This window comes from Gilliamella sp. Pas-s95 (assembly GCF_009795795.1).
Classification (GTDB): domain Bacteria; phylum Pseudomonadota; class Gammaproteobacteria; order Enterobacterales; family Orbaceae; genus Gilliamella; species Gilliamella bombicola.
In genome coordinates, this window is record NZ_WTFC01000009.1 from 57,690 (window position 1) to 79,649 (window position 21,960).

At 36.4% G+C, this 21,960-nt stretch carries 19 protein-coding genes and 1 riboswitch; of the genes, 7 read left to right on the top strand and 12 right to left on the bottom strand.

Going from position 1 to position 21,960, the window contains the following annotated elements; all coding sequences use genetic code 11:
• The first annotated feature begins 11 nt into the window (after positions 1-11).
• Positions 12-1,316: an ATP-dependent RNA helicase SrmB gene (srmB, locus tag GQ598_RS03850; RefSeq protein WP_160402432.1), complete on the top strand. Its 1,305-nt coding sequence runs from the start codon at positions 12-14 to the stop codon at positions 1,314-1,316.
• Positions 1,317-1,441: 125 nt separating this feature from the next.
• Positions 1,442-2,044, top strand: a complete 603-nt coding sequence (locus tag GQ598_RS03855; RefSeq protein WP_091349591.1) for a peroxiredoxin C — start codon at positions 1,442-1,444, stop codon at positions 2,042-2,044.
• Positions 2,045-2,138: 94 nt separating this feature from the next.
• Here GQ598_RS03855 and GQ598_RS03860 read toward each other — a convergent pair whose 3' ends face one another.
• Both GQ598_RS03860 and GQ598_RS03865 read right to left on the bottom strand, forming a co-directional pair.
• The gene (locus tag GQ598_RS03860) at positions 2,139-2,453 is read right to left on the bottom strand and encodes a multidrug efflux SMR transporter (protein ID WP_091349588.1); all 315 of its coding nucleotides are present in this window, start codon (positions 2,451-2,453) and stop codon (positions 2,139-2,141) included.
• A gap of 26 nt (positions 2,454-2,479) precedes the next feature.
• Positions 2,480-2,803: a multidrug efflux SMR transporter gene (locus tag GQ598_RS03865; protein WP_202112666.1), complete on the bottom strand. Its 324-nt coding sequence runs from the start codon at positions 2,801-2,803 to the stop codon at positions 2,480-2,482.
• 564 nt (positions 2,804-3,367) lie between these two features.
• Between GQ598_RS03865 and GQ598_RS03870 the strand changes: the two genes are divergently transcribed.
• From GQ598_RS03870 to GQ598_RS03880, 3 genes are read left to right on the top strand one after another with little or no spacing between them, the layout of a single operon-like run.
• Complete coding sequence (locus tag GQ598_RS03870; protein ID WP_065639206.1) at positions 3,368-4,024, top strand: nucleoside recognition domain-containing protein; 657 nt, start codon at positions 3,368-3,370, stop codon at positions 4,022-4,024.
• On the top strand, positions 4,017-4,484 hold the full coding sequence (locus GQ598_RS03875) for a YjiG family protein (protein ID WP_091349585.1): 468 nt from the start codon (positions 4,017-4,019) through the stop codon (positions 4,482-4,484). The genes GQ598_RS03870 and GQ598_RS03875 overlap by 8 nt, the downstream gene beginning before the upstream one ends.
• Before the next feature lie 14 nt (positions 4,485-4,498).
• Entirely contained in the window at positions 4,499-5,602 is a 1,104-nt protein-coding gene (locus tag GQ598_RS03880; protein WP_160402433.1) for a M20 peptidase aminoacylase family protein, read from the top strand.
• Positions 5,603-5,789: 187 nt separating this feature from the next.
• Here the strand turns inward: GQ598_RS03880 and GQ598_RS03885 are convergent, their stop codons facing one another.
• From GQ598_RS03885 to eco, 8 genes are all read right to left on the bottom strand, one after another.
• Positions 5,790-8,033, bottom strand: coding sequence for a TonB-dependent siderophore receptor (locus GQ598_RS03885; RefSeq protein ID WP_160402434.1), 2,244 nt, complete (start codon positions 8,031-8,033; stop codon positions 5,790-5,792).
• A 169-nt stretch (positions 8,034-8,202) separates the two neighbouring features.
• A complete protein-coding gene (locus GQ598_RS03890) occupies positions 8,203-9,132 on the bottom strand; it encodes an alpha/beta hydrolase (protein WP_160402435.1) in 930 nt (309 codons plus the stop codon).
• Positions 9,133-9,345: 213 nt separating this feature from the next.
• Positions 9,346-9,984: a 3,4-dihydroxy-2-butanone-4-phosphate synthase gene (ribB, locus tag GQ598_RS03895; protein ID WP_160402436.1), complete on the bottom strand. Its 639-nt coding sequence runs from the start codon at positions 9,982-9,984 to the stop codon at positions 9,346-9,348.
• Positions 9,985-10,171: 187 nt separating this feature from the next.
• Positions 10,172-10,348: riboswitch (FMN riboswitch) on the bottom strand.
• A gap of 110 nt (positions 10,349-10,458) precedes the next feature.
• Positions 10,459-11,460: an ABC transporter permease subunit gene (locus GQ598_RS03900; protein WP_202112667.1), complete on the bottom strand. Its 1,002-nt coding sequence runs from the start codon at positions 11,458-11,460 to the stop codon at positions 10,459-10,461.
• A complete protein-coding gene (locus GQ598_RS03905; protein WP_091349757.1) occupies positions 11,461-12,372 on the bottom strand; it encodes an ABC transporter permease subunit in 912 nt (303 codons plus the stop codon). It abuts the gene before it with no gap.
• Positions 12,373-12,651: 279 nt separating this feature from the next.
• Positions 12,652-13,788 carry a putrescine ABC transporter ATP-binding subunit PotG gene (gene potG / locus GQ598_RS03910; RefSeq protein ID WP_370516524.1) on the bottom strand — a complete coding sequence of 379 codons (1,137 nt, stop codon included), beginning with the start codon at positions 13,786-13,788 and terminating at the stop codon, positions 12,652-12,654.
• A 101-nt stretch (positions 13,789-13,889) separates the two neighbouring features.
• Positions 13,890-14,999, bottom strand: coding sequence for an extracellular solute-binding protein (locus tag GQ598_RS03915; RefSeq protein ID WP_091349568.1), 1,110 nt, complete (start codon positions 14,997-14,999; stop codon positions 13,890-13,892).
• 340 nt (positions 15,000-15,339) lie between these two features.
• A complete protein-coding gene (gene eco, locus GQ598_RS03920) occupies positions 15,340-15,834 on the bottom strand; it encodes a serine protease inhibitor ecotin (RefSeq protein WP_091349749.1) in 495 nt (164 codons plus the stop codon).
• Between the two features lie 103 nt (positions 15,835-15,937).
• On the opposite strand from eco, the gene ydiK reads away from it, so the two are divergent.
• Together ydiK and pssA are read left to right on the top strand one after the other, a co-directional pair.
• Positions 15,938-16,990, top strand: coding sequence for an AI-2E family transporter YdiK (gene ydiK / locus GQ598_RS03925; protein ID WP_091349564.1), 1,053 nt, complete (start codon positions 15,938-15,940; stop codon positions 16,988-16,990).
• A gap of 184 nt (positions 16,991-17,174) precedes the next feature.
• Complete coding sequence (gene pssA / locus GQ598_RS03930) at positions 17,175-18,530, top strand: CDP-diacylglycerol--serine O-phosphatidyltransferase (protein WP_160402437.1); 1,356 nt, start codon at positions 17,175-17,177, stop codon at positions 18,528-18,530.
• 288 nt (positions 18,531-18,818) lie between these two features.
• Here pssA and GQ598_RS03935 read toward each other — a convergent pair whose 3' ends face one another.
• Both GQ598_RS03935 and GQ598_RS03940 read right to left on the bottom strand, forming a co-directional pair.
• Positions 18,819-20,510: a hypothetical protein gene (locus tag GQ598_RS03935; protein WP_160402438.1), complete on the bottom strand. Its 1,692-nt coding sequence runs from the start codon at positions 20,508-20,510 to the stop codon at positions 18,819-18,821.
• A 914-nt stretch (positions 20,511-21,424) separates the two neighbouring features.
• The gene (locus GQ598_RS03940; protein WP_160402439.1) at positions 21,425-21,580 is read right to left on the bottom strand and encodes a hypothetical protein; all 156 of its coding nucleotides are present in this window, start codon (positions 21,578-21,580) and stop codon (positions 21,425-21,427) included.
• Positions 21,581-21,960 lie beyond the last annotated feature (380 nt).

Below are 21,960 nucleotides of genomic sequence, written 5' to 3' on the forward strand. Positions count from 1 at the left end.
ACAAGAACACTATGACAGCACACACTTTTTCTGATTTAGAATTAGATGATATATTAATTCACAATCTTCAAGAACAAAATATAAATACTCCAACAGTTATACAAGCGCAAACCATTCCCGTTGCTTTAGATGGCAAGGATATTTTAGGTTCCGCTCCCACTGGTACCGGTAAAACACTGGCTTTTTTAATTCCTGCTGTACAACATTTATTGGACTTTCCACGCCGTAAACCTGGTCCACCACGCATTTTGATATTAACACCAACACGAGAGCTTGCTATGCAAATTGCTGAACAAGCCAAATTATTAACAGAATCGACACATTTAAGCATTGCAACTATTACCGGCGGTGTTGCGTATATGAATCACGCCGAAGTATTTAGCAAAAATCAAGATATTGTTATTGCTACAACCGGTCGTTTATTACAATATATAAAAGAAGAAAATTTTGATTGTCGAGCTGTTGAAATGTTGATTTTAGATGAAGCGGATCGCATGCTAGACATGGGCTTTTCTCAAGATGTTGAAACTATATCAGCCGAAACTCGCTGGCGTAAGCAAACCTTATTATTCTCAGCTACACTTGAAGGCGAAGGACTACATAATTTTGCCAGTCGAATTTTGAATGCACCAATCGAAATCAACGCCGACCCTTCGCGTAAAGAACGCAAAAAGATCTTACAATTTTATTATCGTGCTGACGATCTAACTCACAAAGTAGCCCTGCTTACTCATTTGTTAAAACAAGAAGAATTAAAAAAAACAATTGTATTTGTTCGTAAACGTGAACGTGTGCACGAATTAGTTAGTCTGCTGCATCAAGCAGGCATACATAGTTGCTATTTAGAAGGCGAAATGGTACAAGCAAAACGCAACGAAGCAATCAAAAGAATTAGTAATAATATCGTTAATGTACTGGTTGCAACTGATGTTGCAGCGCGTGGGATTGATATTGACGATATAACACACGTTATTAATTTTGATGCCCCGAAAACCGCCGATGTTTACTTACACCGCATTGGTCGCACAGCTCGCGCTGGAAAAAAAGGCACTGCAATAACACTAGTCGAAGCGCATGATAACGAATTGTTGCAAAAAATTGAGCGCTATATTCAAGAACCGATCAAATTAAGAACTATTGACGAATTGCGTCCTAAAACGAAAGCGCCAAAACCAGCAACTAAGAAAAAACCTTCACAAAAGGCAAAATTAAAAAACGCCAACAAAAAAGAAGATGTAAAAAAGAAAAAAGTAAAGCAACGCCATCGAGATACCAAAAATAAAGGCAAACCCAAAAAATCAATAATTAATGCCTAACAATAACTCACACATCAATAGTTTAAAGTTATGGTATCAATTGTTTATAACAACTTGGACAATAAGTTTAAATCGCTATAATACGTAGCAACAAATTTGCACTAATACATAGGAGAAAAAAACGCATGACATTAGTCACTCGTAAAGCACCAGATTTCACATCAGCAGCTGTTTTAGGTTCTGGTGAAATAGTTAACAACTTCAATTTATCACAACATATTCAAGGTAAATATGCTGTTGTATTCTTTTGGCCAATGGACTTCACTTTTGTTTGCCCATCAGAAATTATTGCATTTGATCACCGCCTCGAAGAATTTAAAAAACGAGGAGTTGAGGTAATTGGTGTTTCAATGGACTCAGAATACGTGCACAATGCATGGCGCAATACCCCACAAGATAAAGGTGGTATTGGCGAAGTAAAATTCCCAATTGTTGCCGATGTTAAACATTCAATTATGCAAGCTTATGGCATTGAACATCCTGAAGCAGGTGTTGCATTACGTGCTTCATTCTTTATTGATAAAGAAGGTATTGTACGTCATGAAACTATTAACGATTTACCTATCGGCCGCAACATCGACGAAATGATTCGTATTGTTGATGCACTTCAATTCCATGAAGAGCATGGCGAAGTATGTCCAGCACAATGGACAAAAGGTAAAAAAGGCATGAAAGCAAATCCAAACGGCGTTGCTAGTTTCTTAAAAGAGCATGCTAACGAAATCTAATTTCTGTTTATTCATCCAATGATCTTCATTTACATTTTACATTGCCGGAGTTTATCTCCGGTTTTTTTATCCTCAAAAAATTAATAGAAAATAATCATAAAGTAACATGTAAACCCACAACACCAATAATAATAATAGAAAGCCCACACAAACGAGGAAAGTTTCTAGGCTCATTAAACAACAACATATTAGCTAACACAGCACCCGATGTACCAAGCCCCACCCAAACAGGATATACAATACTTAAATCAAGATAATGAAGCGAAAAATAAAAAAGGACAAAAGAAACAAAAAATCCTCCCCAATATAACGCAAGTCTAAACAAATTTTTTTGCTCAGCATATAGCTTAAGGCCAATCGCACCAGCAACTTCAAAAACTGACGCGATCAATATCAACAGCCATCCCATGATTAAAATTGTCCTTTATTATAATATTAACTATCGGCTCGTTTGAGTTGTATAACACCAATAATAATTAGTGCCACAAAAAAAAGTTGAATTAATTTAATCTCTTTTCCAAAAAGCAACATATCAATCGCAGTTGCGCCAATCGCACCAACACCCGAAAATATGGCATAAACCGTACCTGTAGGGATTGTCTTACAAGCATTAGTCAAAAACGTAAAATCAACAATAATGAGAAACACAATAATACCCCATTGCCAAAGCTCGGTTGCGATACTAAATCCTAGAATCCAACATAATTCAAAAAAGCAGGTCAGCATCACAAATGCCCACTCTCTATTCACGCTAAACATAGCTACCTCGCTTCGCTATTTTATTTTTGCCTTAGCAATCATTTTTTACTGCAATCTATTTTAAGTATAATGCTTGATTATGCTCTATTGCCGATAAGCAACGACAAAACAAAAGATGGTTCGCAAATAAAAGGATCTGCCACCAAAAGATGTCAATTGTTATATACTCCTAACGATTAAACCAAAATCGTTTAACGTTTATGAAACATCTTAACAATTTTTATTCTTATTTTTCAAATAAGTAAATGATTCTATAATGAAGAATTACAAATGGCAAGGACAAAATTGTACAATTCAACATTTTACCATTTATACAAACTCTCCTCCACCACCTTTATAGGCCGATTTTTTTGAAAGATATAAACGAAACAGATGAATTGTTAGAAAAAAATAAAAATAGTTATATCTTTTTCAATTTAATTTAGAATCGTTATAGAATAATAAAATAGCACTTTTGGGCTATTTTATAAGTAAAACATCAAGTAGACGTTTTTTTTACACTTCTAAAATATCGACATTTATAGGATATATCAGTAGTTTAAATCAAATAAAAAGGAAGATAGCATGTCAAAAAAATCAGACAATGAGTTCAAAGTGGGTATAAAAGCCTATGTATCACTGGTGGTGGCAATTTTGTTTTTTTCGGGGTTGTTTTTTAATGTAGAGGGTAAAGAATGGCTAGGTGCATTTGATTTTACTAGCTTAAGCGGTAAATTTGGCACCATGCTTCATCCTGAAAAGAACACCTTTGTAGGCGAAGGGGGTAACAGTGCAAGAGCTGGTTTTATTTTTGCTTTATCTCTTATACCAACGGTTATGTTAGCTTTAGGCGTATTAGAGATTTTTACCCATTACGGCACAATCCGTGCAGCACACAAATTGTTAACGCCATTATTAAAACCAATTTTAGGCGTTCCGGGCAAAACTGGACTTGCATTAATTACCGATCTACAAAGTACTGATGCAGGTGCGGTATTAACCAAAGAATTATATGACGAAAAGCAAATTACCAAAAAGGATCTGATCATCATTAGTGCTTGGCAATATTCTGGTGCAGGTTTAATCAATAACTACTTTTCGATTGGTTCAGCATTATTTGCCTCAATGACCGTGGCTATTTTTATTCCTCTTGTCATTATGTTAGTGCTTAAATTTGTTGGCGCTATACTGGTCCGCTTGGTATTAAATTCAATTTATAAAAAGGATTTTATCAATGAGTAATTCACAAAAACAAACAAATAACCCTTTAGATATCTTTGTTATTGGTGCACGTAAAGGATTCAATATCGCCATTAATAATTTAATGCCAAACATCTTAATGGCATTTGTTATCACCGAAATTTTAAAACGTTTAGGCATAATGCAATTTATTGGAACTTATTGCGCGCCAGTCATGGAAATTTTTGGCCTACCTGGCGAAGCCATTACCGTACTATTGACCGCATGGTTATCAGCATCAGCGGGAACTGGTGTTGCCGTTAACTTATTTACTAGTGGCACACTCAATGCAACAGCAATAACCATCCTTGCTCCCGCTATTTTCTTAATGGGTTCACAATTGCAATATATGGGACGATTATTAGGCGTTGCAGATGTACCTAAAAAATACTGGCCTTTACTCATGTTAAACAGTATTTTTAATGCACTAATTGCAATGGTTATTATGCGATTTATTGTTTGATAAAGGAGATCTCAATGTCTAATGTATTAGAACATTATCAATATTTACATCAAATTCCTGAATTGGGATTTGAAGAACACAAAACATCGGCATATATTGCAAAGCAACTTGAACAAGTCGGCTATAAAGTAACCCGCAATGTCAATAACACAACTGGCATAGTTGCCCAATATGATAGCGGAAAACCAGGTCCTGTTCTGGCTTTACGAGCTGATATGGATGCATTGGGTCATATCATTGATGGTAAGCATTGTGCAAGGCACACATGTGGTCATGACGGCCACTCATCAATATTATTAACTGCGGCACAAGAACTAATCAAAGAAAACAACATCAAAAAAGGACGATTAAAACTGATCTTCCAACCAGCTGAAGAGCTTGGTTCAGGCGCTTTAGCTATGATTGAAGGTGGCGTTATTGACGATGTTGACATGATTATCGGTCTACATTTACGCCCTAAAGATGAATGTCCTAAAGGCTTTGCCTCAGCAGCCATGTACTATTCGGCATCCACTACCGTTGAAGCAAATATTCATGGAATACCTGCGCATGGAGCTCGCCCACATTTAGGCATTAATGCACTTGATGCAGCAACACTTGCCATTCAAGCGGTTAACACCATTCACCTTGCACCAAGTTTAACTTATAGCGTCAAAGCAACACGTTGCATTTGTGATGCAGGAGTAACTAATGCCATTCCATCTGAAGCATATGTATGTTGGGATCTAAGAACCTCAACAAACCCAGCTATGAATGAACTCAAAGCCAAAACTCTAAATGCAATAAAACTCAGTGTTGAATCTATCGGTGGCAAAGTGGATATCAATGTCACTAAAGAGATCCCAGCTGCTGAAATTGATAACGATGTCACCCAAATTATTGCCGAAGCAATTGTTGATGTACTTGGAAAAGAAGGCTTAAAAGATCCAATCTTTACTCCAGGTGGAGAAGATTTTTTCAACTATCCATGTCAACGCAATGTCAAAGCTGGTTTTTGGGGATTAGGTGCTGATTTAACCCCAGGATTACATCATCCAGAAATGAAATTCGACACTTCAGCATTAGAAAACGGCGTCAAAATAACAAAAGCCTGTGCATTAAAAGTTTTGGGTAAATAATCTTTACTTTACCAAATAACTGATGGAGTTTGTTAACTAAAGCTAACATCTATACAAATTATACAGGTACTCAATATTTCGTTTTGTATATATTGAAATTATTTTGTAGATAGATTTAAAAGGAACTTCTAAAATATCCGCCAAGTAATTATTTTACATGGCGGCTTATTTTTTGATTCAAATAAACTTAAAATGAAATACTGGTACTAACAAAAAATGTGCGACCCGGTTCATTATAAGTTGCAGCACCGGCACCAGATACCGTAATTTTCCCTGTTTTTGGATGTTTGAGCGATGAAGAATTTCCTTCACGGAATAAACGTTTATTCAATAAATTATCGACACCTAATGTCAACGAAGCATTTTGATTAAATTGATATTGACTACTAAAATTTAAAATGGAATATGGGCTAAGTTGATGCGTTGAGCTATTAGTCGCCTTTTCACCAAAATAATCATATTTCTTAGGTCTTTGTTTACCGTACCACGTGACAGATGTTAAAAATGATAGTTTATCTGTCGCTTGCCAATCAAATGATGAATTTAAAGTATATTTGGGAATAATCGATAAATAATCACCTGTTTGTTTGTTTTTTGACTGCAACATCCAAGTTAAATTATTACGCCAATTAATTTTATTCGTAACAGGTACAGTTAAACTTCCTTCAACCCCGTCAACAACAGATTTAGGAACATTTTGCCATTGAAATATATTTGATTCTCTAAATTTTTTATCACCACCTATTGCATGTCCAATAGGGGTTATTCCTGATTCGATTTTATTCCGATAATCATTACGGAAGTAAGTCACACCGGCAATTATCCCCTTATTATCATGAAATTCTAAACCAATTTCTTTATTAACACTTGTTTCGGCTTTTAAATGGTCATTACCAATTAAATAACAGCTACCACCAGCGCCATAACAACCTTGTCCACGGCTATAGAGTAAATAATTAGGATTAGATTGATACAAATTAGGTGCCTTATAAGCTCTAGCAATCCCTAACTTTAACGACAAATAATCATTTAATTCTTGCACCAAATTTAAAGCAGGACTCCAGTTACGACCTGATTGACTGTGATAATTAAATCTTAATGCAGGAGTTAAGATGGTAGATGATGTTAGCTCAATATTATTTTCAATAAATACTCCCCACAAATTTGCAGAAGAATATTCACTACGTTCAACTTCTTTAATCCAAGGAATACGACCACCTTCTTTAACTTCTTGCGTGTTTGAGCTTGGATCTTTCATACGTTGATGATTATATTCAGCACCAACAGTCACCGTTTGAGGTACAACAATAGTTAACGGCAAATTGGTTTCATGATGTAAGGTGACATTATTATATTTAATTGTTGAAAATTCATTATCACTAAATCGCCCTTCTGTTCCACCCGCTAATCCTTCGTTTAAACGACTATTTCGCGTTTTTTCGCTTTGAATATAAGACAACATACTGATACCACTATCCCAATATCCTCGATGGGTAAGAGCATAATTTTGACGATACATTCTATTGGTTTCATGATTGTATAGACGACTGACTAACTGATCTGGATTATTATTTTGCGTATCACCAGCATAAATATTACCTTGCCGACTAATACCAGCTTCAAACTCTAAAGATTGTTTATCGGTAATATCCCAGCGAAGTAGCCCGTTAAGATCTTTATTACGAACTCCTTCTCGACCTGCACTTACTGATGTTGGATTAATTTGATATTTTTGATTTATATCCCAATCATCTGCATCTGTTTTATTAATATTACCATATAAACGCATACTCAAATTATCAGTCAATCCACCAGTTAATAAAAAATCAGTTCTCTTAGAATTCCCTTCTTCACTGTGAACAGGCAAACTAATATAACTATTTAATGAACCATGCCATATATTTGTAGGTTGTTTAGTAATAATATTAATCACCCCACCCGCAGCTCCATCACCATAACGAGCAGCAGCAGGGCCTCGAATCACATCAATACGCTCGATAATATCAGCAGGAACCCAGTTACTATCACCTCGGGTATCTCGTTCACCTCTCCATCCATATCGAACAGACATACGGCTTTTTACCGGTTTACCATCAATTAAAATAAGTGTATTTTCTGGGCCCATACCACGAATATCAATCTGACGATTATTACCTCGTTGACCACTCGTTGAATTACCCGTTAAATTAACTCCGGGCATAGTACGGATAATTTCTGAAAGATCATTCTTTGGCGGCACTTTTTTGATATCTTGCTGAGTAATAATTGAAGTACCAAGCGCTTGTCTTGTTTGTTCTGCGGCAGTAATAACCATAACATCATCAGAATCAACCATTTTATCCGTTGAAGATTTTTGTTCATCAGCATAAGCGCAATGACACACTAAGCTAATTAAAAAGGATAAAAGACAAGTCTGTTTATATTTTAACATTACATTTCCCTATAATAAGATTCAACACATCTTTAATTAATAATAATTATCATTATCAATTTTGTAAATGAAATATCGTCTTCAATAAACAATTAATTAACCAATTAATTAAAAACTCGACATCAATTTTGTTATTAGTTTTTTATATTAAAAAAGGATTGAAACCTAATTAACGTTGAAATCCAATTTGGATACCATCTTGTAAAGCAATCATCGCTGAAGTTTTATGTGTTTGATTTGGATAAACGACATAACTGAGACGTAAATTTGAAATATTAGCCTGTTTTAGTTTTTCAAATAACTTTGTTATAGAATCAACCATTTTACGGTTTTGTCGATGCTTTAATAATTCTTCTTGTTTTATTTTGGATAGGCTTTTTTCAACTTCACTCAGAGATTGTTCACTACCACCTACAGAGATTAATAGATTAGTAGGTTGTTTTAAAACATGGCTATTTGGATTCTTAATGAATTGATCAAGCGTATCAAAAAGATATCCTCCACTAAACCACAACGAAGGACTTGATACGACATAAGTGTTGAAAACAGGTGGTTTGGTAAAAAAACAATACAATGCAAATAACCCACCGTATGAATGTCCAAAAATAGATTGTTTATGGGGATTAATAGCAAATCTTTTTTCCATAGCAGGTTTGAGCTCTTGCGAAATAAAACTAAAAAAAGCATCAGCACCGCCATACTGCTTAGGAAAGTTGATTTCTTTATTTGGGAGCACTTCTAAAGTATATACTTCTGGTTTGGGTAAATCATCAAGCGCTCGTCTACTTTCACCAAAATAATCAATAGCAACAATAATGCCATCTTGAATAATACAGCGTTCACACGTTTGAGTTGTTAATATATTATTCGCCGTTAAAAAGTAACTATCGCCATCTAACAGATAAATAATAGGCCATCCATCTTTAGGTATAGGTTTATTTGGTGAATAGATAGTAATTTTATAATCACCAATATATTTGGAATGAAATCTCTCCACGCTTACATTTTGTATAACAAGAGGATTAAATTTTGATGAGTTTGCTTGACAAGCAGTAAGCAATAAAAAAGCAAACAAATTGATAAGAAACAAACGTTGCATCATTATCCTAAATTAATAATGAGAATTATTAACAATTGTACATTAACAATGCAATTAATCGTAGTTTTATATGACAGTTATTATATTAACTAGCGTTTTTTTAATCTTAAATAACTAGCCATATTCCCCCTACAATTCAGCAGAATATGGCGATGTTCAATAATATTATTAAGCTATTTATACCGCTGTACTATTTGCTATTGTACAGTTGTATTACATTGATTTACGATACTCAACAATATCTTCAATGGTCACAACGGGCATATGATATTGTTTAGCAAACATAACCACTTCAGGTGCTCTTGCCATAGTACCATCATCGTTGGTTAACTCACACAGAACTGCAGCAGGTTTTAAGCCTGCTAGTGTCACTAAATCAATCGACGCTTCAGTATGGCCTCGGCGAACTAAAACACCGCCCTCTTTAGCAACTAAAGGAAACACATGCCCTGGATGATTAAGATCGCTCGGCTTAGCATTGTCATTCACCGCCGCCTTAATAGTTGTAACGCGATCAGCAGCTGATACACCAGTTGTAACTCCATTAGCGGCTTCAATTGAAATAGTAAATGCTGTATTGTTTTTGCTGGTATTATTTGCCACCATCATTGGCAACTGTAACTCATCACAACGTTTTTGTGGCAAACATAAACAAACAATGCCACTCCCGTAACGAATCGTCAGCGCCATTTGCTGGCTAGTGATAGACTCGGCAGCCCAAATAATATCGCCTTCGTTTTCACGGTCTTCATCGTCTAAAACCAACACACCTTGACCGGCTTGAATTGATGCGATCGCTTTTTTGACACGTTCGATGGACGTGCCAAACTCATTTAAATTAAACTGATTCATGGTAAATACCTATATATTTTCACTTGCTCATTTCATTATTTACTTAATCAACTTTAAATAGCCGTTTAACCATTTAACCACGATCTATTTAGCCATTAAATTAATTAAGTACAAATAAATAAAATACCAGAATCAGGGCAGTGCTCGACTAGCATGGTTTTGCCTTTCAGCAAATATTGGAAAGATAAGCAACTCTCTTTTATCCAGACTTTAACTGTCGGCTTTGGAATTTCACCAAATCTGCTTGACCTTAACCCGTTAAAATTAACTGAACAATAAAAAAATCACCACAGTTAACAAGACAAATTAAGCGCTCGTGGGCTATACCACCGGTGGGGACTTACACCCCGCCCTGAGAATTTTGCCAAAAAGATTGACAAGTCACACTATAATACAAAATGATAAAAAAAACACGGAGATTTTAATACGAAATATTGCCGCAAAGCGCGGCAATAATAGAAAGTGCGGTGTGTATTAATGCATACGAGATTCATTTATTCGACGTCGTTCAGCTTGACGCATCCATAACCATGAAATAAACCCGATAATACCAACTATCAATAAAATAATAGTTGCAAGCGCATTAACTTGCGGATCGACGCCTAATTTCACTTTTGCAAAGATCAACTTCGGTAATGTCTTTGCTCCCGGCCCCGTTACGAAATTAGCAATCACGACATCATCAAGCGACAAAGTAAAGGCTAATAACCAACCAGAAACTAATGCTGGTGCAATCATTGGCAATGTAATAATAAAGAACACTTTCAACGGATTAGCACCTAAATCTAAAGCGGCTTCTTCAATTGATTTATCAAGTTCACGGAGCCTTGCACTAATCACCACTGTCACATAAGCCATACAGAAGGTCGTATGCGCCATCCAAATAGTAATTGCGCCACGGTCTTTTGGCCATCCAAGAATTTGTCCCATACCGACAAATAAAAGCAATAATGCCAACCCTGTAATAATATCAGGCATAACAAGTGGTGCTGTTGTCATAAATGAAAACAGATTTGCCCCTTTAAATCGTTTAAAGCGAACAACAGCATAAGAAGCAAGCGTACCTAAAATTGTTGCAAAAGTCGCTGCACATGCGGCAATTACTAAACTCAGGCCAACAGCTTTAAATAGCTCTTCATTATGCATTAGCTCAAAGTACCATTTAGTTGAAAATTCAGCCCACACTGTAACTAAACGAGAACTATTAAATGAATAAACAATTAAAATAATCATTGGGATATATAAAAAAGAAAATACCACCAATAAAATAAGCCCTTTAAGGCATCGAAAAATTAGCGATAATGTCACAATCACTGTCACAATAAAACTAAAGATCAAACAGTTAACATATAAGCTCATATCGCTAAGCAGATTTAACCCAGCCGAACTAATCAATATCGATAGTACTAAAGAACCCAATAATAATGAGATAAATACAATCACAGAAGATCGCAAAATAACAGGTAAATCATTCATCTATTTACCCTCCATTTGTCGGCTTTGAAACTTATTGAAATAGTAAATTGGCACTATTAAAATCAACAACATAACTGTCGCAACAGCAGATGCTGCTGGCCAATCAGTATCCCGAGAGAATATAGTCCAAATTTGCGTACCAATCATGATACTTTGAGATGGTCCTAATAATTCAGGTATCACATATTCACCAACGGCCGGAATAAATACCAACATACCGCCTGCAATAATACCATTTTTGGTAAGTGGCACAATAATCTTGAAAAAGGTCCTTATTGGCTTACAACCTAAATCTAATGCAGCTTCAATTAACGTCGAATCCACTTTGCTTAATGAAGTATAAATAGGTAACACAACAAACGGTAAATAAGAATACACAATACCAATATAAACTGCCAAATAAGTCTTTATAATCACCAGCGGTTGATCAATAACCCCTAACCACATTAAAAAGTGATTTAACAAGCCTTCTTGATTTAAAATACCAATCCACGCATAAACTCGAATTAAAAATGACGTCCAAGACGGCAAAATAATCAACAATAACAGAATATTACGTGTAGATTGTTTACATTTTGAAATTGCCCATGCTAATGGGTAACCAATTAAAATACATAATATGGTTGAAATAGCCGCAATTTTTAATGATTCTAAATAAGACTCAATATAAATATTATCAGTAACTAAGTTAATATAATAACCAAAGTTCAAAGCAATATTTAGCAACCCGTCATCGAAACTAAACAAATCAGTATAAGGCGGAATCGTAAAGATTTTTTCAGAAAAACTAATCCTAAATACAATTAAAAATGGCAATAAAAAGAGCAAAAGCATCCATAAATAAGGAATGGCAATAACAATTAACCGTCCATAAAGAGTCATTAGATCGGCTTCTGAGCGTTGTTGTTGCATTTTTTTATAAGCAAAATAGATTGCCACAAGCCCCGCAGGGACAAATAATATACAGCCAGCGATAATCAGCCTATAAGCAAACCTAGATGGTTTATAATTTACTAAATATAACCCCAAGCATGACAATAAAAAGCTCAATGTCATTGCGGTAAATAGCGCATCTAAAAATAAGTTATCAAACGCCCCTGTTGTTGCAAAACGCAAATAAACATTGAGCAACACAAATGCATTTAACAACAATCCTAATACAATGGATCGCATTATGATATCCTCTTATGTTTATTCAGTAAGCACAACACAACTATCTACTTCCCAACTTAAGTTAACTATGTCACCCCAAGTTGGCATGCCTTTGCGATAGCGATGCTCATTTTGTAGCTGTGCAATGATAATTTGTCCACTTGGTAATTTAACGTGATAAATCGACAGATCCCCAAGGTAAGCGATTTCAACGACTTCACCAGTTGCCACATTGTAGGCATCTTCTGGGATTTCGTCGCATAGTTTAATTTTTTCTGGACGTAGTGCGACTTGTGTTGGCACACCTTCAACTGCAGGCGAATCATAATCGACTTTTAATGGATGCTTAATCATAGGGCAGCTAATGATCAAACCATCTTCTTGCGTCTCTTGCAAAATACCGTCAAAAACATTTACCGAACCAATAAACTCAGCACTATAACGGCAATTTGGGTGTTCATAAATCTCTTCAGGCTCACCGATTTGTACAAATTGGCCTTTATTCATAATGGCGATACGCCCTGCCATGGTCATAGCCTCTTCTTGATCATGAGTTACCATCACACACGTTGCGCCCACCTGTTCTAAAATGCTCACTACTTCAAGTTGCATACGATCGCGAAGTTGTTTATCTAACGCACCCATTGGCTCATCAAGCAACAATAATTTTGGCCGTTTGGCTAAACTTCTGGCTAAAGCCACACGTTGTCTTTGACCGCCAGATAATTGATGCGGTTTACGCTTACCAAATTGCTCCATATGCACAAGGGCTAACATTTCGTCAACGCGTTGTTTGATTTCGGCTTTATTTAATTTGTCTTGTTTTAAACCAAAGGCAATATTCTGCTCAACCGTCATGTGAGGAAACAGAGCATACGATTGAAACATCATATTAATTGGACGATCATAAGGTGGAACTTGTGATAAATCTTTACCATCAAGAATAATCTGCCCCGACGTAGGCTGTTCAAAACCGGCAAGCATTCGTAATAACGTAGATTTACCACTGCCTGACGCACCTAATAAAGCAAAAATTTCGCCAGTATAGATAGTCAAATTAACATCATCAACGGCATAATAATCATCATTAAAAACTTTGGTTAAATTTTTGATCTCCAATAGTGGAGTTATCATCTTTTTTTTAGGCTGTACCTGATTTGTTGTTTTATTGTTCACTCTATTTTCCTCATAACAACAAGCCAAAAAAAACGAGACGGAAAGACTCAATAGCCCATCCGTCTAGAATTATCATTTTAACGCGATATACAAAATATCAACTATTTACCAGTTTTGAGTTTAGTCCACGTACGAGTAATTACGCGCTCAAGTTTAGGATCTTTAACTTGCAAAGTGAATAGTTTTTCCATCACTTCTGGTTTTGGATAAACCGCTGGATCGTTTTTCACTGCTGGTTTTACAAATTTGTCATTTGCTTCTTTATTAGCGCTAGCAAAGTTCACATCGTTAGTGACTTGTGCGGCAATTTCAGGTTTCATAACAAAATTTAAAAACTCATGAGCTTCGTCAGGGTTGTCTGAATCTTTTGGAATCGCAAAGGTATCAAAAAAGACTAATGCGCCTTCTTTTGGTATTTGATAACCAATATGCACACCATTTTTCGCTTCGTTTGCTCTATCACGTGATTGTAAAATATCACCTGACCAACCTAAAATCACACAAATATCACCATTTGCTAAATCGGTAATATATTGTGAAGAATGGAAGTAACGAATATTTGGTCTTACCTTTTCTAACAACTCATAAGCCGCACCTGTGTAATCTTTAACGTCAGTACTGTTAGGATTTTTACCTAAATATTGAAGTGCACTTGCAAAAATCTCGGTTGGTGCATCTAAAAATGCCACACCGCAATCTTTTAGTTTTTCCATATTTTCTGGTTTAAAGACTAAATCCCAGCTATCAACTGGCGCGTTTTCGCCCAAGCGTTCTTTCACTTTATCAATGTTATAGCCGATACCTGTTGTCATCCACACATAAGGGATAGCGTATTTATTGTCGGGATCATGCGTTGCCATTAATCTCATTAAATTTGGATCAAGATTTTTCCAATTTGGTAACTTGCTTTTATCTAACGGTAAATAAACACCTGATTTAATTTGTTTAGCTAAAAAGCTATCAGAAGGAGAAACCACATCAAAACCAGAATGGCCCGCCATCAATTTACCTTCAAGGATTTCGTTTGAATCGTACACATCATAAACAAGCTTGATGCCAGTCGCCTTTTCAAAATCCGAAATAGTATTAGAACCAATTTGACCTGCCCAATTGTAAAAATGCACAACGCGATCTTTAGCAATAGCAGATTGAGATAACGCTAGTGAAACACCAGCCACGATTGAAAGAATTGTTTTACGTTGAGTAAACATGCTCACCACTTCTCCTCTAGTTGTAGGGATATTACATGTTAGACACAAGCCCATTGCAAAGACACAACGGACCCCCAAATTTTGCTATCGACGATGTTAACAATGATATAAATAACCAATATAACAATCGCCGAGCGAAACCGAGGTAATCAGGCAATCACAAGTCATTAATAAAATAAATGAACGAGTAGAGCTAACCTTGCATTACGAGGGATAAAATACCTTTTTTTTTCAAGATGTCTACTTAAAAAATCAAATATTAAAACTTTCGCAACTGAGTGGCTATGTTTTAACCACTCAAGGGGTAATTGACCACCATTTAGCAATTAATTAACCGCTATTATTCGGCAGTAGCTTGCATGATTTTGGTATTAGGTTGCCAAACGCGGTATTTAACTTGCAAATCGTTTGGCACATAAAAAACTAACGGTAAACTACTGTTATAATTCAATAAACCTAAATTATGGTTAATTGTCACAAATTGATTTTTATTAGAACCTTCTGGGCAAGCCATTAAGGTTGACAGGTTACCAACGGTCTTTTCAACCACATAATAAGAGTATCCCCAACCTTTAAGCTCTTCTTGCTTAACTACGCCACCTAAATTATGGAAATTACAATCAACATTCATCTCTTTACCAATGATCACTTCAACTTTTGTATTGTTCTCATTAGCAATAGCAGGCAAATGGATAGCATAACGCGTAAAGCCAACTTGAGCTGCAGGAAATGGCGCTGTATCATTGGCATTTTGCGCAACAGGCTTCACTTTTGGGGAATTTGCACACGCGGTTAACGCAACACCTAATAATGTTAATAACAGTAATTTTTTCATTTTAAAATCTCCATTAAAATAATTAATTATAAACACCATCGTATTAATTTGAAGTGATAATGCGTATAATGACGCCATCAAGATTAATAAATATGGTAAAAAAATGCCAGCAGAAAAAAACACTACTGATTTACTCAAGTTGATTTTAAACCTGTTAATCATCGGGTTGCTAATCATTATTACCTATCGTGTTATTGAAGCATTCTTATTCGGATTCTTCTGGGCGGTAATGGTAGTCATTGCCACTTGGCCACTAATGATAAAAATTCAACAAAAGCTATTTAACAAACGCTGGTTATCGTTACTAATAATGGCACTCATATTGGCACTTGTTTGCATTATACCGTTTATATTAATTATTAGCTCGGTAGCCCAAAATGGTCACCACCTTATTGAATGGGCAAAATCACTTTCACATCAAGAGTTGCCAAAATTAGACTGGCTAAATAACATTCCCGCTTTTGGTCCTGAACTACACCAAAAATGGTTAAACCTGATTCAAACTGATGGTTCTGACTTAGTCTCAAGCATACAACCTTATATTGGCACCATGATAGGTTGGCTACTTGAACAAGTCACCAACATTGGCATATTCATCTTTCATGCTGGCGTCATGATTATATTTAGCTTACTTCTTTTTTTAAAAGGCGAAAGTATCACAAAATACGTCTACTTACTTGCTAATCGACTATCAAAACAATACGGCACAACCACCGTCACTCTTGCAGGACAATCTATTCGCGCAGTAGCACTTGGGGTTGTGGTTACTGCTATCACCTTAGCCCTAATTGGCGGGTTAAGTTTTCTATTAACCGAAATGCCATTGCCTGGTGTACTAACGCTAATCTTATTTATTTGCTGTGTGGCACAAATTGGCCCTGTGATTGTGATGCTAGGGTGCATTTTTTGGCAATTTTGGGCTGGCAATACCATTGCAGGTATCGTCTTAATTGTTGTTGCGATCATATTAACGACATTAGATAGCGTAATGCGAGCCTACTTAATAAAAAAAGGGGCTGACTTACCGTTTTTACTCATATTATTTGGCGTCATTGGCGGATTACTTGGCTTTGGTATAATGGGGTTATTTATTGGTCCAGTGGTACTAGCATTAACTTATAAAATAATTCAAACATGGGTTGATGAACAATCTTAAACCATTTATTATCACCAACAATAAAGCATAAACAGGTTGCTAAAGGTATAACGTAGTAAACTAACCTAAAGCAACTTAGCAAAAATGCACACAAATAAAAAGGAGTGTTATTCTTACTGGCCTTATTTAAATTACCTTAGATAAAATCCTAACGTAACTGGTCAGTTATAACGATAAATAGATTATGCGAATACCATTTATAAAATACAATCATCACAAGCATCTTGATGAATTAGCCAAAATTCAACAAAATGCTGACCAATACCAAATTTTATATGATCCTAAAGCATATCGACTTGCTTTAATTGAAAGCATAAAACAAGCACAAAATCGCATTTATATTGTTGCGCTCTATCTAGAACAAGATGAAGCTGGCAAAGAAATTCTTAACGAACTGTATCAAATCAAACAACAGCGTCCAAATTTAGATATCAAAATATTTGTTGACTGGCACCGCGCACAGCGGGGGCGAATTGGTGAAGACAAAGCCCACACCAACGCCAACTATTACTACCAGCTCAAACAACAACACCCTGACATCGACATCCCTATTTATGGTGTACCCGTAAACCGCCGAGAAGTGCTTGGCGTACTGCACCTAAAAGGTTTTATTATTGATAATACCGTCATATACAGCGGTGCAAGCATCAACAACGTCTATTTACATAAACTTGAAAAATACCGTTATGACCGCTACCACTTAATTACCAATCCATTATTAGCTGATAGTATGGTGCAGTTCATCAACGACCACTTTATGCCGTATGAGGCTTTACAACTACTCAATACAGGCGTACACAAAACACGCAAACAAATCAAATCCGAAATAAAAACCCTGCGCCAACACCTAATGGATGCTAGCTACCAATACAACGGCAATGCCGACAACGAAACATTATCGGTTGCGCCAATAATGGGGCTTGGGCGTAACAACTCACTCAATAAAATTATCCATCACCTAATAAATATAACCGAAAAAAAAATCATTTTTTGCACGCCTTACTTTAATTTGCCTAATATTTTAGTACGCGACATCATTCGCTTACTACGCAAAGGACGTCAAGTTGAATTAATCATTGGCGACAAAGAAGCCAACGACTTCTATATCCCACCCGACCAACCCTTTAACATATCGGGCGGACTGCCTTATTTATACGAAATCAACTTAAGACACTTTATTGAACGCCTACAAAATTTTATTGATAAAGAGCAACTCACAATAAGATTATGGAAAGACGAATCTCAAACCTATCACCTAAAAGGCATCTGGGCAGATGACAATTGGGCACTCATAACCGGCAACAACCTAAACCCACGAGCGTGGCGCCTTGACCTTGAAAACGGTATACTAGTGCACGACCCAAAACAAGAATTAAGAGATAAGTTCAATCAAGAACTTAACACGATTCGTCAAAAAACAACGTTGGTTACGCACTTTCAACAAATCCAAGCGAGCCAATTTTATCCTACCCAAGTCCATAAATTAATAAAGCGGCTGAGCCGCATTAAAGTGGATAGGATTATTAAGCGGTTGTTGTAAAGGTAGGATGTTTTGAAAGAGAAGATTGTTTAAAAAACATAATAAAACCAATGACATTTCAACTAACATTGAAAAAAACAAATGGTTTTTGCTATGAACTAAAAAACAATCACTCTTCGCCAAAATTCTGCTTAGAAATTTAACTTACTTTGAGAAAAAAGCGCTTTTGCTGTTTAACAACAAAAGCGCAAACTCGGTCTAGGTTTAAGATTAAAGGTCTACAAATAGGTACATTCTCATCATTGCATTAAAACAATATTGCTTTTGACAAGAAAAGCACACATAAATTTAAGGGGCAACACAAGCCATAAAGTGACTATTAGCTGAACTCTGCAGGACAATACCTCCATCAGCTGAATAAACACTATATAGACTGCCATTATATGAATTAGCCCAATAACCTGTATCATTAGCCCAATTGTTACCAATACTAAGATTCCAATCACTACCTTCATAAAAATTATTCATAGTATTGGCAGTAAACCCCCACTCGTTAAATAATCCCCCAACCCATTTACCGCTAATATCTTTATAACTAACTTTTCGTTGACAGTTATTAATACTTCTTCCTGATAAACCTTCAGTCCAACCTGCGCCATTTCCATTGGTATAGTCATTTATATCGGGAATTCGATAACCATTTCCTAAACTACGGCAAAAGTTTTGAGCATCTGCATACCCATATCTTACTGTCGATCCTGGTTGAGAGATATACCAACGCTCTATCTTAAAGCTATACAGTAATTTTGTATGATTTACATCAGAATAAAGCTTAAATAACGAAGGGGAAAAAGCCTTATTACTTGAATTTATCGAAGGACCTTTTAATACAATCTTCAATGCTTCATCGCCACCAGGATAAAGATTACCACCTCTAATACAAGTTCTACATATCCTCTCTAGGTCAATAGCCCAATGTTGTGTATTCTCTTTGCTTAACGATAATGATACACCACTACCGCTAACCGCACTCACCGTTGTACCATTTGCAGCTATAACTTGTTCAGGGGAGATCCCTCCCAATAATAAATAGAAATATAACCTATCTGATCCCGTCGTCGGAAAGTTCTCTGCTATATTACTATTATTTGTGATTTTAAACCCTTTTAACAAAACCCAGTTTGGACCATCCATATCCCAAATGGTAGTACCAAAAGCATGGTCATCATAAGCTAAATTTGGTTGCGCATAGCAAGCAACTGGCCTATTCATATTGCCACTAATATAGTAACTGTGGGCATTACCCGTAAAAGTGCTACTATTAGGAACACCATATTGCGTCGATAAAGTGCCTGCAGTTGCTGTTAAAGTAAGTTTATAAGGCCCATCACAAAGATTAAACCGTTTATTCGGATTGGCTTTAACCTCTCCTGTAATATCTGTACCATTTTTATCTTGCCATTTTATGGTTAACTGTCCTGTTGCATTTATATTATCATCGCCATCATCGTCATGACCATAATTATAAGGTGAAACAACTAAGTCATTTAATTGAATTTCAGGGTAATTTACCAATGGCACTATTGTTTGTATATCGGCAAATGTATCCGTTATATTTGACATCTCGATCGGTGTATTTACGTTCGATTGATCTATTGTTGCATTAGGATAAAGTGCACTATTTGCTCCCTGAGGAATATAGCTGATATTTGGCAGTCTTATTCCCAATAAGTCCTCCATACTAGCAACTTTAGTTACACCATCAATGCTTAAATATGGTGCGGAGCCTTGAATGACCTGTTGGGACTGGACTGACAACGCCTGCAAACTCCCCGAGTACGGCAGTAAGAGCAATGGCGCAAAAGCTAACAGCAACTTGGATAAGTGCCTCGTTCTCGACGAGAATATTGCCGATAAATCGGACAATTTTGCTAGACTAGGTAATAAAAAAGTGAATAGAGCCGGTTTTGGGCTACGGTGAAAATGAAAAAAATTTAGGGCATAGGTTTGGCAGGCCATATGCCATATGCCATATGCCAAAGATGATAGCGCATTTCGATTATCCTGTCAAGTAATTTTTTGTTTTATTTGGATTTTTTATAATTAACTGCTCAACTGACTAGCATTATTTTGCTTTAAAAGCGGTTGAATTATAGTCGCTTGAATAATAATGCGCTAGTTTTTTTGTTAAAATTTTATAAAGTTTTGTTAAGGTTTGAGTCAGCTTACGTTGGTCTGTTTTGGGGAATGGTTTTTGGCGAAAAACCACTAAATAAAAACTTTAATAAAATCAATACCTTTTCTGACCGATTTTTGGGCGGAAAATCAGGCCTTTTTGGGTTGGTGGATAGAATGAATTAGGTGCGGTGGTTTCGGACGTTTTGACCTTGGGTATACAAAATAGCCACAGTGACCACGTCCGAGCTAAGGGAATTAAAGCGAATTCCCTTAGCAATCCCGCGCTTTGGCTGCAGAATGTGGCCTGCGGCACTACTCGTATCATCCTGATACTCGCCTCTACGAGGCCATCTTCGCTGTGCTCAGATGTTCAAATTTGTTCCAGACAAATTTGTCCGACGCCGACGCTCGGTCTTAACGCACCGTTTGTGGACTCGCTCCCGGCGCGCCACAAACTCGCCAAACATCCCTGTTTGGCGTGCTAACCTCGCTCTGTTGTCGGCACATTCTGATGCCGGAATAGGACAAACAACATAACTATCGTTTTTGGGATGGGTTGTTGTGTTTTTATTAGGCGGTTTTTGTTAAAAAATAGCTCAAAAAAACTTTAATAAAATCAATACCTTTTCTGACCGATTTTTGGACGGAAAATCAGGTCTTTTTTTGGGTTGGTGGATAGAATGAATTAGGTGCGGTGGTTTCGGACGTTTTGAGCTTAGGTGAATAAAATAGCTACAGTGACCACGTCCGAGCTAAGGGAATTAAAGCGAATTCCCTTAGCAATCCCGCGCTTTGGCTGCAGAATGTGGCCTACGGCTACCCTCCGCCGTCGCTCGGTCTTGACGCACCGTTTGTGGACGCGCTCCCGGCGCACCACAAACTCGCCAAACATCCTTGTTTGGCGTGCTAACCTCGCTCTGTTGTCGGCACATTCTGACGCCGGAATAGGACAAATAGCATAACCATTTTTTGGGAAGATATTATGTTTTATAATTATACGTTTGATTTTATTTGAATTAAACGCCTACACGGCGTTAAGGATATCATCGTTGAGTATAACAATATCGGTGAATTTCTAAACCGCCTACACAGCGTTAAGGTAGAGCTCAAGATTTGATAAATCTTGCTGTATAAAGATAAACAACAATTTTGGTTTTGAAAACCCTTTTTTTGAGGCGTTTTATAATTTATTGATTTTATTTAATTTTAAATTGTCGTTAAAAAAAAGGTTTGGAGCGGTTAACTTGCTGTTATTGGGGCGCTATTCGTGGTTTTGTTGATTTGTTGTATGTCGGCGATTTGCTTAGGTTGT

Bases quoted from the DNA above. Each gene is read 5' to 3' on its own strand.
- GQ598_RS03900 (WP_202112667.1), bottom strand. From the start codon at position 11,460: ATGAATGATTTACCTGTTATTTTGCGATCTTCTGTGATTGTATTTATC.
- GQ598_RS03880 (WP_160402433.1), top strand. From the start codon at position 4,499: ATGTCTAATGTATTAGAACATTATCAATATTTACATCAAATTCCTGAA.
- GQ598_RS03940 (WP_160402439.1), bottom strand. From the start codon at position 21,580: ATGTGCCGACAACAGAGCGAGGTTAGCACGCCAAACAAGGATGTTTGG.
- GQ598_RS03865 (WP_202112666.1), bottom strand. From the start codon at position 2,803: ATGTTTAGCGTGAATAGAGAGTGGGCATTTGTGATGCTGACCTGCTTT.
- GQ598_RS03855 (WP_091349591.1), top strand. From the start codon at position 1,442: ATGACATTAGTCACTCGTAAAGCACCAGATTTCACATCAGCAGCTGTT.
- eco (WP_091349749.1), bottom strand. From the start codon at position 15,834: ATGAAAAAATTACTGTTATTAACATTATTAGGTGTTGCGTTAACCGCG.
- GQ598_RS03915 (WP_091349568.1), bottom strand. From the start codon at position 14,999: ATGTTTACTCAACGTAAAACAATTCTTTCAATCGTGGCTGGTGTTTCA.
- GQ598_RS03890 (WP_160402435.1), bottom strand. From the start codon at position 9,132: ATGCAACGTTTGTTTCTTATCAATTTGTTTGCTTTTTTATTGCTTACT.
- ribB (WP_160402436.1), bottom strand. From the start codon at position 9,984: ATGAATCAGTTTAATTTAAATGAGTTTGGCACGTCCATCGAACGTGTC.
- GQ598_RS03875 (WP_091349585.1), top strand. From the start codon at position 4,017: ATGAGTAATTCACAAAAACAAACAAATAACCCTTTAGATATCTTTGTT.
- GQ598_RS03885 (WP_160402434.1), bottom strand. From the start codon at position 8,033: ATGTTAAAATATAAACAGACTTGTCTTTTATCCTTTTTAATTAGCTTA.
- GQ598_RS03870 (WP_065639206.1), top strand. From the start codon at position 3,368: ATGTCAAAAAAATCAGACAATGAGTTCAAAGTGGGTATAAAAGCCTAT.
- ydiK (WP_091349564.1), top strand. From the start codon at position 15,938: ATGCCAGCAGAAAAAAACACTACTGATTTACTCAAGTTGATTTTAAAC.
- srmB (WP_160402432.1), top strand. From the start codon at position 12: ATGACAGCACACACTTTTTCTGATTTAGAATTAGATGATATATTAATT.
- GQ598_RS03905 (WP_091349757.1), bottom strand. From the start codon at position 12,372: ATGCAACAACAACGCTCAGAAGCCGATCTAATGACTCTTTATGGACGG.
- GQ598_RS03860 (WP_091349588.1), bottom strand. From the start codon at position 2,453: ATGGGATGGCTGTTGATATTGATCGCGTCAGTTTTTGAAGTTGCTGGT.
- pssA (WP_160402437.1), top strand. From the start codon at position 17,175: ATGCGAATACCATTTATAAAATACAATCATCACAAGCATCTTGATGAA.